Origin of the sequence: Niallia circulans NBRC 13626 (genome assembly GCF_001591585.1) — a bacterium.
Lineage (GTDB): Bacteria > Bacillota > Bacilli > Bacillales > Cytobacillaceae > Niallia > Niallia circulans.
This window is the reverse complement of record NZ_BCVE01000043.1, coordinates 1-12117: the sequence shown is the minus strand read 5'-3', so window position 1 is coordinate 12117 and position 12117 is coordinate 1. Positions and strand designations below refer to the sequence as shown.

Here is a 12117-nt window from a genome sequence, read left to right as displayed (position 1 = left end):
GAAGTTTGGCTGATAAGTACTGAAGTTTGGCTGATAACGCCCCAAGTTTGGCTGATAAGTACTGAGGTTTGGCTGATAAGTACTGAAGTTTGGCTGATAAATCTGAAGTTTGGCTGATAACGCCCCAAGTTTGGCTGATATCCTAAAATCCCTTCCCTTAATTTTGCTCTTGTCTCAGTGTTTCTAGCCAATAATTCCAAATTTCTGCCCGAATCGACTCCATCATTAGAAGGATAATCACAAAAACGGCACCCAAATCAACTCCATATTCAATCACCACTGCAAAATCCCTTCCTTCATTTAACATTCTACACGCATCACGCCCTCCAAACTAAAAAAAAGCTTTATCACTTGTCCTCAATAACAAGTAATAAAGCCATTTCCAAAAGTTAGTTCACTTCGCTCTTCGCTGAAGTCCGACTCTTCTTTTGCCAAAACTCCCTTACTTTAATGATCGCATCCTCTGTGTTTTGCACATATAAATCGATAGTTTGCTCATCTTTATATTGTAAAGCCGTTCTTTCATAAAGCGGATCATAATAGTAGGTTAACAGCAATTCAACAGCTTCAGCATAGTTTCTAGTCTGTAGAGATTCTTCAATTTTAGCAGCCGCGGGTGTGTGGATGCGCCGCTTGATTAATTGGAATGCTTCTACACATTCATCATGATGATTGGCTGGAGAATAGTCAGTCAATATATGCTGAACTCGTTCCTCGATTGGCATATGAATAAATAGCTGAAGGCCAGCCTCCTTTTTTTTCAAAAGAAAGTTAGGCAGCAGTACTTTGCCAATTCGCTTACTTTCACCTTCCATTAAAAAATAGGGAGAAGCAGGCAGCTTTTCGATTTCGCCGACAAGCAAGGAGTCGAAAGTCTTCTGATTATGGGGCTTGAGTCCAATTTGGCCGAAGATGGAGCCGCGGTGATTGGCCATTCCCTCCAAGTCCAATACAGGAAGTCCTTCTTGTTTTAAATGCTGTAAAATAACAGTTTTATTGGAACCAGTGTAGCCGTTTAAGACAATTGCTTCCTGAGCCATTTCCATTGTATCTAATTGGTGGATAACCCATTGTCGGTACGTCCGGAAACCGCCTTGCAAGCGGTAGCTATGCACGCCCATTAAATCAATAACGGTTGCCGCTGTTTTACTGCGCATGCCGCCCCGCCAGCAAAAGACCACTACATCCCTTGATAATTCTTGGAATGACTGGATGAAAGCAGGCAGTTTAGCAGATACGATTTCCAAGCCGCGAGCTTTTGCCGCTTCCACACTTACCTGCTTATAAAGAGTCCCAACTTCTGCTCTTTCCTCATCTGTAAAAAGAGGGATATTGACACTGCCAGGAATTGTATGCTCGTTAAATTCAGAAGGAGAGCGAACATCTACTAAAGAAAATTCTTTTTTCTCCCGTAATTCAAATAATCGTTCGATTGTTATATCTTGAAACAAGGTAGCTCCGCCTTTCTCTTACCCAACAAAAATATGGCCAGGGCTCTCTTCTGTGACTTCTCCAATGATCGCAGCTTCTACACCGGCATCAACTAATTCTTGCAGCAATGCATCTGCTTGTTCACCTTCAACAGAAATAAGCAGTCCACCAGAAGTTACCGCATCGCATAAAATTAACTGATCAAGCTCATCTAATCTAGAAGCAAAAGTAACATCGCCTTCTAGGTGGGCAAAGTTATTTTTCGTACCGCCAGGAATTACCCCTTGTTCCGCTAATTCTTTTACACGTGGAAGAACAGGAACTTGATCGCGGTTAATATGGATGGTTGTATTGCTTCCTTTCGCCATCTCTGAAGCATGTCCAAGTAATCCAAATCCAGTTACATCTGTACAAGCATGTACATTATAAGACTCCATCACTTCAGCAGCCTTCTTATTCAGTGTAGCCATAACTTTTGTCACACGATCAATTTCTTCTGCTGTTAATAGACCCCTTTTAATTGAAGTGGTTAAAATACCGACACCGATTGGTTTGGTTAAAATTAGTTTGTCAGTAGGCTTAGCACCGGCATTTGTACGTACTTTATCTGGATGGATGGTTCCAGTGACAGCAAGACCAAATTTTGGTTCTTTATCATCAATGGAATGTCCGCCGACAAGGGTAGCTCCAGCTTCTTTCACTTTATCGCCAGCACCTCGCATAATATCAGCCAAAATTTCTTTTTCTAAAACAGAAATAGGGAAAGCCACAATGTTTAGGGCAGTTAACGGTTTTCCACCCATTGCATAAATATCACTTAAGGCATTTGCTGCAGCAATTTGTCCAAACGAGTAAGGATCATCCACAATTGGCGTAAAGAAATCGACTGTTTGCACGATTGCTAATTCATCTGTCAGCTTGTAAACGCCAGCATCATCGCTTGTATCTAAGCCAACAAGAAGATTTGGATTTTTCTCTGCTGGTGGTAATGTACGAATGACTTCAGATAAGTCAGCAGGACCGATTTTGCAGCCGCAGCCTCCTTTGGAAGATAAAGATGTAAGTTTAACGGAATAAGACTGTGTCATATGACACCAACCTTCTTTCTAGTAAATTAAATATTTTTTATTAAGTATTCTTCTCTATTATAAAGCAGTTAGCAGGACATTGCATGCTTAGCAGATTGGATGGGAAAAAAAGGAGATTAAATCATTTTCGGGTACCTAAATTTTAAAATATGATATAATTTAAAACGCAATTAATCTAATATATCGAAGGTGAAAGTAATGAGTACGTTAGCAGAGGAGCAATCAAGTAAAAAAAGAACGTTTTGGTTCGCTTTTCTATTTGTTTTAGTCGCAGTAATCGGTCTCACATATGTGAAATGGTGGCCATATTATCATAAAGCCATCCTTTCTTTTCAAACAAATTCTATCGGAGATTCGATTCTGCAAGATCAGATTTCCGGAACATTCACATGGAGTGCCGCAGTAGATTATACGGTTACTTACTTCCAATCTGTTTGGAAGGCAGCAATTTTAGGTATTCTGCTAGGTTCCCTTGTGCAAGTTCTTCTGCCGACTGGCTGGCTGTTAAAGGTGCTAGGGAAAACAAGCTTTGGCAGTACTGCAGCAGCAGGACTAGCATCTATACCAGGAATGATGTGTACTTGCTGTGCCGCGCCAGTCGCTGTGGGGCTTCGTAAAAAAAATGCCTCCGTCGGCGCAAGCTTGGCCTTTTGGATTGGGAATCCAACCATCAACCCAGCAACCTTAATTTTTATGACTTTTGTCCTTTCTTGGAAGTTTACTGTATTACGTCTTATCGTTGGACTAGTTTTAACCTTTGGCATTAGCTATTTTGCCAACCGCTTTGTCAAAAATCCAACTCCTGTTTCTATGGATAAATTAATAGAAGATGCGGAAGTAGATAAGCGTTCATTTTTAAATAGATGGCTTACTTCTCTTGGAAGCATGGTTCTTTATGTGGTACCGGCCTATGTTCTGTCCGTATTAATTCTAGGTGCAGCGCGTTTTTGGCTCTTCCCGCAGCTAAGTGACAGCATGTCTAATAGTTTGATTGCTATTCTGATTTTTGCAGTAGCTGGGATGCTTTTTGTTATTCCAACAGCCGCTGAAATTCCGATCATTCAAACGTTAATGGCAATGGGTCTTGGAGCAGGACCAGCTGCGGCCCTGCTTATTACACTGCCAAGTATAAGCTTGCCATCTTTATTGATGGTAGCGAAATCCTTTCCAAGAAAAGTACTCGTATTTGTATCCATATCGGTAGTCGTTTTAGGAATTATCAGTGGATTAATAGGAAAGTTAATATTCTAGTATGTTAAGATCCGCATGTGTTAAAACACGGCGGATCTGTTCTTTTTTACAACGTCAGTGGAGGAACGGATGACTAGTTCTGGTTCATAAATAATCGGGTCGTCCAAGGAAAGATTGTATTCTTTTCCTTCAACGGCTGCAATAATTCTTCTAGCTGCATCTATTCCCATATGACTTTTCGGATGGGCGATAGTAGTTAATGGAAGATTTGGTGAGTCAGCTAGTGCAGTATCATCGAAGCCAACAAGGGAGATATCCTCTGGTACAGATAAATGCAATTTTTGTAAAACTTTGTGAACGATAACGGCAACATAATCATTGTAGCAGACGATAGCAGTAGGCATATTCTTTCTATTTGTAAGCGTATTCAAAATTTTCTCCTCCAAACCAGCATGTAATTCTTCGGTAGTAAAAGTAACGACAAGCTCCGGTGCAATCGTAAGCCTCTCATTTCGCAGCGCCTGCAAAAAGCCTTGCATGCGATGAACGCCTTGTAAATCATCCGATTGAAAGAGACCAAGAATTGTCTCATGCCCAAGCTGGATTAAATGATCTGTTGCCATATATCCGCCTTTTACATCATCCATAATTAAATAGAAGGGAGAGAGCTGCGAATAATATTGATTAATCATTACATAGGGGATATGGCGTTCCTCCAGCTCCAGGTAATAATCTAGATTAGGATTGAAGTGACTGCTTTTTGTAGGTTCTAAAATGAGTCCGTCCACATTTAAATCAAGGAGCTTGCGGATACATAATCGCTCCTTTGCATGATCATTTTCCGTACAAACTAATGTTAAAGAATATCCCCTTTCTGTTAAATAAGTTTCCATTCCACGGATAATCGATGGAAAAATATAATCAGAAAGATAAGTGGTCATCACCCCAATGTTTTTCCCATTCGCTATTTTCTGGCCTTTTCTACTAGCAAAAGGTTCCCCGCAAAAGGTGCCAACACCCTGCTCCCGATAGAGCCATCCCTCATCGACAAGTTCTCCAATCGCTAATCGAACCGTATGCCTGCTTACATCAAACAGCTTCGAAAGCTCATACTCCGAATAAATCCGATCCCCCGGTTTCACTCGTCCATTGATTACCCAATCCTTTATCGATTCCATCACCATTACCTTTTTTGAATGTCGCCCCATTGTAACTCCCCCTTTAAATGCAAATCTGTTACTTCTAACAAATGCAGCCATTTCCGCAGATATACATTTTTTATTGTTTTTGTGAAAAGTTTATTGGATTGGAGAGGATGAAAGAATTCGCAAATAAAGGTGGAAAGGTCGCAAATAAAGTAAGAAAAATGCAACCAATGCTATAAAAACTGCAAACTCATTCTCCATCAGCCCCAACAAAAAAGCATAATCGGCAAGTATACAATGAAAATTATTCAATAAAATAACAATAACCGCATTTATAAACGAAAAAATACTACAACCAAATTTTGATTTTACATTAATATAAATAAATATAGACATTTACAATTTCAAGTATATACATTATAATGAAAGCGATAACAGTTCGGAGGTGTCCTTCATGAAAAAAGAGCAGGTAATCAATGAATATCGAGAATATAAAGGATCTGGTCGAAAGCCCGCGGATTATGATTTATATTGGGATAAGGCGTTACAAGAGCTAGACGAACAAAGCTTAGATTACGAGTTAGAAAGAGTAGAGATTCCTTCCAAAACGGCAGAATTTTTCAACTTATATTTTACAGGTGTAAAAGGTGCAAGGATAAGATGCCAATATATCCGTCCGAAAAAAATAGAAGGAAAGGTGCCTGGGATGCTGATGTTTCATGGCTACCATGGGGATAGCGGGGACTTTGGTGATAAGCTTTCCTGGGTAACAGAGGGGTTCGCTGTTCTTGCGATGGATTGTCGCGGGCAAGGCGGAGAGTCAGAAGATACGACAACGGCGAAAGGAACGACATTAAAAGGATTAATTATCCGCGGTGTCGAAGAAGGACCAGAGAGCCTTTATTATCGAAGCGTATTTTTAGATACTGCTCATGCAGCTAGAATTTTAATGAGCATGGAGGAAGTTGATGAAGAGGCTGTTTCTGTTCAAGGTGCCTCACAAGGCGGTGCTCTGTCATTAGTCTGTGCAGCACTGGAACCGAGAGTGAAAAAAGTAGTAGCACAATATCCTTTCCTTAGTGATTATCGCAAAGTATTTGAGTTAGACATTAATTCATCTGCATATGAGGAATTGGCATATTGGTTCCGGTTCAGAGATCCAATGCATGACAGAGAAGAGGAATTTTTCGATACATTAGAATACATTGACTTACAGCATTTGGCACCGAGAATTAAAGCAGAAGTAAAGTGGGCAATTGCCTTAGAAGATGGCGTTTGTCCGCCAGCAACGCAATTTGCTGTGTACAATCAGATTTCTTCACCAAAAGAGATGATTTTCTTCCCAGAGTACGGGCATGAATATTTGCCGAAGCTCGGAGATAGAGTCAGGGGGTTTTTGTTAAATCATGAGTAGAATGATTACATTCAATAAAGAAACACTAGAATTTCATTTATCAAACGGACTTATAAGTTATTTATTTCGTGTCATTGAAAAAACATCCCAGCTAGAGCATCTTTATTTTGGTAAGGCAATCCGACATCGTCATAATTTTCAATATTTACTAGAAAGAGAGATTCGTCCTTCTAATAATCAAATAGAGGGAGATCATACTTCTTCTTTAGAGCATATAAGACAAGAATACCCTTCTTATGGAACAACAGATTTTCGCACACCGGCACAGCAAATTCGTTATCCGGAAGGGGATCGGATTTCTGATTTCCGTTATGATCATCATAGCATCCTAGAAGGAAAGCCTGCATTAACGGGACTGCCTGCTACTTATGTAGAGGACAAGGGCGAAGCGGAGACATTAGAGGTTGTTTTAAAAGATACGTATTCAGACATAAGTATTCATTTATTTTATACAATTTTTGCGGGGAGAAAAGCAATTGCTCGGAGTGCGAAGTTTGTAAACAATGGTAAGCAAAGCTATGATTTAGAATCAGCGTTGAGCTTAAGTCTTGATTTTCCTGATAAAAATTTTGAACTTGTTCATTTACATGGAGCTTGGGCACGGGAAAATCAGATGGAAAGAAAGCCTGTGATGACGGGTATTCAAGCGATTTCTAGTGCAAGAGGGGCAAGCAGCCATCAGCATAATCCGTTTATGGCATTGGTGCGACCGGATACGACAGAGCATACAGGACAGGCATATGGCTTTAGTTTAATTTACAGCGGCAATTTTTTAGCACAAGTGGAAGTGGATACATATCAAGTAACAAGAGCGATGATCGGCATCAATCCCTTCGAATTCACTTGGCGCTTAAAGCCGAATGAAGCATTCCAGACGCCAGAAGCTGTTGTTGTATTTTCAGATGAAGGCCTGAATGGGATGAGTCAGACCTTCCATGAGCTATATCGTACAAGACTTGCTCGCGGTGAATGGCGCGATAAAGAACGTCCGATTCTCATTAATAACTGGGAAGCAACCTATTTCGATTTTAATGAGGATAAGATTTTGGATATTGCCAAAAAAGCAGCTGAAGTGGGTGTCGAATTATTCGTCCTCGATGATGGCTGGTTTGGGGAAAGACATGACGACACTTCTTCCTTAGGAGACTGGTTTGAAAATAAAGACAAATTGCCAAATGGCATTAAAGGTTTAGCAGAGAAAATTCATGCATTAGATCTAAAGTTTGGTTTATGGTTTGAACCAGAAATGATCAGCAAAGGCACGAAGCTTTTTGCAGACCATCCAGATTGGCTTATTCATGTTCCTGGAAAAAGAACATCTCATGGCCGCAACCAATTTGTCCTCGACTATTCTCGTCCAGAAGTTGTCGACGGAATTTTTGCTCAAATGGATGCTATTCTTTCTACCAGCAAAATCGACTATATCAAATGGGATATGAACCGTTATATTTCCGAGGTCTTTTCGATTGCTTTGCCAAAGGAGCAGCAGGGAGAAGTATTCCATCGCTATATTTTAGGTGTGTATTCTCTATATGAGAGACTGCTAGCTAAATATCCACATCTATTAATCGAATCCTGTGCTGGGGGCGGAGCTAGATTCGACCCAGGCATGCTCTACTATGCTCCCCAAGCGTGGGCTAGTGATGATACGGATGCAGTTGAGCGTTTGAAAATTCAATATGGTACTTCTATGGTTTATCCGTTATCTAGCATTGGGAGTCATGTGTCAGCTATTCCAAATCATCAAGTTGGCAGGATGACGAGCTTAGATACAAGAGCAAATGTTGCTTATTTCGGTACATTTGGCTATGAACTGGACATTACGAAAATGTCGGAAGAAGAGCATGCGAAGATGAAGGAGCATATTGCTTTCTTTAAAAAGCATCGCAAGCTAATCCAGCAAGGTACATTTATCCGGTTACAAAGTCCTTTTACGAATAACGAAACAGCCTGGATGGTCGTCTCCGAAGATAAGACAGAAGCAATCATCGGCTATTATGAAGTGCTGGCAAAGCCGAATCGACCGTATGAACGCTTGCGGTTAAAGGGCTTAGCAGTAGATAAATTATATACGATTAATAATGAAGTAGAGCGATATGGCGATGATTTAATGGAAATCGGGCTAATATTTGCGGGAAATTATATCGACCGTGCCAGCGATTACTGGTCAAGAGAGCATATTTCCGATTACAACAGCAAGATATTTTATTTAGCAGAGAAACAATAAAGGAGATTAAAATCATGAAAAAGTTCCCGGAAAATTTTTGGTGGGGTGCAGCAACATCTGGGCCGCAGAGTGAAGGTCGTTTTAATAAACAGCATGCGAACGTTTTTGACTACTGGTATGAAACGGAGCCAGAAGTATTCCATAATCATGTAGGACCAGATACAGCATCTAATTTTTACAATAGTTATGTAGAAGATATTGCGTTAATGAAAGAGATCAACTTAAACTCTGTTCGTACATCGATTCAGTGGACACGTTTAATAGATGATTTCGAAACAGCCAGCTTAAATGAAGATGGGGTGCGTTTTTATAACAATGTAATTGATGAATTTATCAGGCAAGGGATTACACCTGTAATGAACCTGCACCATTTCGATTTGCCTGTCGAGCTGTATCATCAATATGGCGGCTGGGAATCCAAGCATGTCGTTGATCTTTTTGCCAAGTTTGCTCGCCGCTGCTTTGAATTATTCGGCGATCGCGTGAAGCATTGGTTTACATTTAATGAGCCAATGGTCATTGTCGATGGGCAATATTTATACCAATTCCATTATCCAAAAGTAGTAGACGGAAAAAAGGCAGTACAGGTGGCATATAACTTAAACCTAGCATCTGCAAAGGCAATTAAAGAATTCCGCGACTTAAAAATGAACGAAAAAGGAGCAAAAATAGGCACAATCTTAAATCTAACTCCTTCTTATCCAGCAAGCGATAAGCCAGAAGATGTGGAAGCAGGGAGAATTGCAGACCTATGGCGCAATGAAATGTTCTTGCATACAGCCGTATACGGAGAATTTCCGCCTGCATTAGTGGAACTTTTAACAAAGGATAAAGTAATTTGGGAATCAACAGAAGAAGAGCTAGCGATTTTAAAAGAAAATACCATTGATACACTTGGGGTAAACTTCTATCATCCTTCGCGTGTAAAAGCGCCAGATGTAGCACCAAACAGTGTCGGCGACTGGATGCCAGATCGCTATTACGATCATTATGCTATGCCTGGCCGCCGCATGAATTTGGATAAAGGCTGGGAGATCTTTCCGGAGGCGCTATATGATATTGCCATTAATATTCGTGATAACTATAAAAATATCGAATGGTTTGTATCAGAGAATGGCATGGGCGTTTCCCGCGAGGAACGTTTCTTAAATGAAGAAGGTGTGATCGAGGATGATTACCGCATTGAATTTATTCAAGAACATTTAGAATGGGTTCATAAGGGAATCGAGGAGGGCTCTAATTGTTATGGTTATCATTTATGGACGCCAATCGATTGCTGGAGCTGGATGAATGCCTATCGCAACCGCTATGGATTTATTTCAAACAATATTCATACACAAGTGAAAACTATTAAGAAATCGGGTCATTGGATTAAAGAAGTAAGTGCTAAGAATGGGATTGAATAATTAGGAAGAAGATCATCGCTTAATTTTTGCGATGGTCTTTTCTCCAGGCATATAATTAAGAGTAAAAACGCACACAAATCGGGGGTGTTCAAATGTCCTTATTAGTAATGGATATAGGCGGGTCTTCTGTAAAGTTTGCTGTCTGGGAAAAAGAACAGCTAGTGGACAAAGGCTCTTTCATCACACCAAAAACTTGGGATGAGATGAAACAAGAAATGATACAGTTAAAAGAAAAAATGGACGCAAAATACACTATTGAGGGTATTGCATTTAGTGCTCCAGGGGCGGTGAATCAAAGGAAAGGAATAATTGAAGGGGCAAGTGCTGTTCCTTATATTCACCACTTTCCAGTTATTTTCGAGCTAGAGGGACTATTTGGCTGTCCAGTTTCCATGGAAAATGATGCAAACTGTGCAGGTCTGGCGGAAGTATGGAAAGGTGCCGCACGTGGAATGCAGAATGTTCTGTTCGTAGTTATTGGCTCTGGAATTGGCGGCGCAGTGATTGTGGATGGGAAAATCCGCCATGGAAAACATCTATTTGGGGGCGAGTTTGGATACATGCTGCTTAAAGAAGATAAAACCTTTAGTGACCTAGGGACGGCTGTCAATATGGCAAAACGCTATTCCAAGCGAATGGGATTAGAAACGCCATTAAGCGGCAAAGAAGTATTCGATCTCGCCGAACAAGGGGATAAGACAGCAAAAGAAGAAGTAAAAACGTTCTATCACTATTTGGCAACAGGCATCTATAATCTGCAGTACAGCTTCGATCCGGAAAAAATCATAATTGGCGGGGGTGTCTCTGCTAAAGAAGGCTTACTAGACGAATTGAACCTTCATCTTGCCAGAGTAGTAGAAAGCACAAAAATCGCTCCATTCATTCCCGAAGTAGCTATATGCGAATTTCAAAATGACGCCAATTTAATTGGTGCTGTTTATAATTATGAGCTTGCTTTTGGGAAGTAGGCAGTGGAAAGGGCGGAGTCACAAGTAAACTTGCAAGAAGCGCAAATAAATGGACAAAATCCACAAGTAATCTAGCAAATTGCACAAACAAGTTTTTGGATCTCTCAAACAAACAGACACGGTACCGCCGAAGTAGCGCTGACCATTAAACAACGATCAAAATTCAATATATTGCTAGTCCACAATATTATTTTTTGCAAAAAATAGCAGTTAAAATAATTGGAGAAGAGGGACAAATCATGTATACGGCTAATGAAAATAGGTATGAAAAAATGATTTACAATCGTGTGGGGAAGAGCGGATTGAAATTATCGGCGCTGTCACTAGGGCTGTGGCATAATTTTGGGGGTGTCGATTTATTTGAAAATAGTCGTGCTCTTGTAAGAAGAGCATTTGATTTGGGAATTACGCATTTTGATTTGGCGAATAACTATGGACCGCCTGCCGGCAGTGCGGAGGAGAATTTTGCGAGAATCTTAGAAAAGGATTTAAAGCCGTATCGGGATGAGCTGATTATTTCCACAAAAGCAGGATATGGGATGTGGGCTGGTCCGTATGGTGATGGTGGCTCGAAGAAATATTTAGTGGCTAGTCTTGATCAAAGCTTAAAGCGGATGGGTCTTGAATATGTGGATATTTATTATCACCATCGTCCAGATGAGGAAACGCCCTTAGAGGAGACGGCGGAGGCTTTGGATTTATTGGTCCGTCAAGGCAAAGCGTTATATGTTGGTGTTTCCAACTATTCACCGGAGCAAACAAGAGAAATCGCGCGGATTTTTGAAGATAAAAAAACGCCATTCATTATTCATCAGCCTTCTTACAGCATGTTTAATCGCTGGATTGAGGATGGATTGAAGGATGTTTTAGTGGAAAAACAGCTTGGAGCGATTGCTTTTAGTCCACTTGCTCAAGGATTATTGACAGACCGCTATCTAAATGGAATTCCTGAGGATTCTCGTGCCAATCGGGAAACGGGACTATGGCTGCATAAAGAAAATGTGGATCAGACAATAGATAAAGTAAGAGCTTTAAACAATATTGCGAAAGAACGAGGGCAAACCCTTGCCGAAATGGCAGTTGCATGGATTTTGCGTGATGGCATTGTCACAAGTGTACTCATTGGTGCAAGCAAGATAAGCCAAATTGAAGACAATGTGAAGGCACTGGATAATATTCATTTTAGTGCGGAAGAGCTCGTGGCTATTGATAAGGTGCTAAGAGGATAAAGAGAAAACCACTGCAGA

The 12117-nt window shown here is 40.5% G+C and carries 11 protein-coding genes; 6 read left to right on the top strand and 5 right to left on the bottom strand.

All coding sequences use genetic code 11. The annotated features are described in order from the left end of the window. From BCI01S_RS25835 to selD, 4 genes are all read right to left on the bottom strand, one after another. Positions 1–191, bottom strand: a 191-nt coding sequence (locus BCI01S_RS25835; protein ID WP_218009483.1) for a hypothetical protein, incomplete at its 3' end; no start/stop codon positions are given. Further along, positions 158–307, bottom strand: coding sequence for a hypothetical protein (locus tag BCI01S_RS25550; RefSeq protein ID WP_156485499.1), 150 nt, complete (start codon positions 305–307; stop codon positions 158–160). The genes BCI01S_RS25550 and BCI01S_RS25835, both read right to left, overlap by 34 nt. Before the next feature lie 82 nt (positions 308–389). Beyond that, complete coding sequence (gene mnmH / locus BCI01S_RS24260; RefSeq protein WP_061801323.1) at positions 390–1451, bottom strand: tRNA 2-selenouridine(34) synthase MnmH; 1062 nt, start codon at positions 1449–1451, stop codon at positions 390–392. A gap of 18 nt (positions 1452–1469) precedes the next feature. Then, positions 1470–2519, bottom strand: coding sequence for a selenide, water dikinase SelD (gene selD, locus BCI01S_RS24255; protein WP_047942640.1), 1050 nt, complete (start codon positions 2517–2519; stop codon positions 1470–1472). Between the two features lie 198 nt (positions 2520–2717). Between selD and BCI01S_RS24250 the strand changes: the two genes are divergently transcribed. Then, the gene (locus BCI01S_RS24250) at positions 2718–3770 is read left to right on the top strand and encodes a permease (protein ID WP_047942638.1); all 1053 of its coding nucleotides are present in this window, start codon (positions 2718–2720) and stop codon (positions 3768–3770) included. A gap of 20 nt (positions 3771–3790) precedes the next feature. Here BCI01S_RS24250 and BCI01S_RS24245 read toward each other — a convergent pair whose 3' ends face one another. Beyond that, positions 3791–4918, bottom strand: coding sequence for a GntR family transcriptional regulator (locus BCI01S_RS24245; protein WP_047942636.1), 1128 nt, complete (start codon positions 4916–4918; stop codon positions 3791–3793). Positions 4919–5309: 391 nt separating this feature from the next. Between BCI01S_RS24245 and BCI01S_RS24240 the strand changes: the two genes are divergently transcribed. The 5 genes from BCI01S_RS24240 (at position 5310) to mgrA (ending at position 12099) form a co-directional block, all read left to right on the top strand. Beyond that, entirely contained in the window at positions 5310–6269 is a 960-nt protein-coding gene (locus BCI01S_RS24240; RefSeq protein ID WP_061801322.1) for an acetylxylan esterase, read from the top strand. Further along, positions 6262–8496, top strand: a complete 2235-nt coding sequence (locus BCI01S_RS24235; protein ID WP_082810140.1) for an alpha-galactosidase — start codon at positions 6262–6264, stop codon at positions 8494–8496. Before BCI01S_RS24240 ends, BCI01S_RS24235 begins: the two co-directional genes overlap by 8 nt. Before the next feature lie 14 nt (positions 8497–8510). Then, entirely contained in the window at positions 8511–9902 is a 1392-nt protein-coding gene (locus BCI01S_RS24230) for a glycoside hydrolase family 1 protein (protein WP_061801321.1), read from the top strand. A gap of 92 nt (positions 9903–9994) precedes the next feature. Further along, positions 9995–10870: an ROK family protein gene (locus BCI01S_RS24225; RefSeq protein WP_047942632.1), complete on the top strand. Its 876-nt coding sequence runs from the start codon at positions 9995–9997 to the stop codon at positions 10868–10870. A gap of 236 nt (positions 10871–11106) precedes the next feature. Further along, positions 11107–12099, top strand: coding sequence for an L-glyceraldehyde 3-phosphate reductase (mgrA, locus tag BCI01S_RS24220; protein ID WP_061801324.1), 993 nt, complete (start codon positions 11107–11109; stop codon positions 12097–12099). The last annotated feature ends 18 nt before the right edge of the window (positions 12100–12117 follow it).

What these genes read in the sequence shown, in the direction of transcription:
- selD (WP_047942640.1), bottom strand. Translation starts at nt 2,519, where the DNA reads ATGACACAGTCTTATTCCGTTAAACTTACATCTTTATCTTCCAAAGGA.
- BCI01S_RS24235 (WP_082810140.1), top strand. Translation starts at nt 6,262, where the DNA reads ATGAGTAGAATGATTACATTCAATAAAGAAACACTAGAATTTCATTTA.
- BCI01S_RS24240 (WP_061801322.1), top strand. Translation starts at nt 5,310, where the DNA reads ATGAAAAAAGAGCAGGTAATCAATGAATATCGAGAATATAAAGGATCT.
- BCI01S_RS24250 (WP_047942638.1), top strand. Translation starts at nt 2,718, where the DNA reads ATGAGTACGTTAGCAGAGGAGCAATCAAGTAAAAAAAGAACGTTTTGG.
- BCI01S_RS25550 (WP_156485499.1), bottom strand. Translation starts at nt 307, where the DNA reads ATGTTAAATGAAGGAAGGGATTTTGCAGTGGTGATTGAATATGGAGTT.
- BCI01S_RS24230 (WP_061801321.1), top strand. Translation starts at nt 8,511, where the DNA reads ATGAAAAAGTTCCCGGAAAATTTTTGGTGGGGTGCAGCAACATCTGGG.
- BCI01S_RS24225 (WP_047942632.1), top strand. Translation starts at nt 9,995, where the DNA reads ATGTCCTTATTAGTAATGGATATAGGCGGGTCTTCTGTAAAGTTTGCT.
- BCI01S_RS24245 (WP_047942636.1), bottom strand. Translation starts at nt 4,918, where the DNA reads ATGGGGCGACATTCAAAAAAGGTAATGGTGATGGAATCGATAAAGGAT.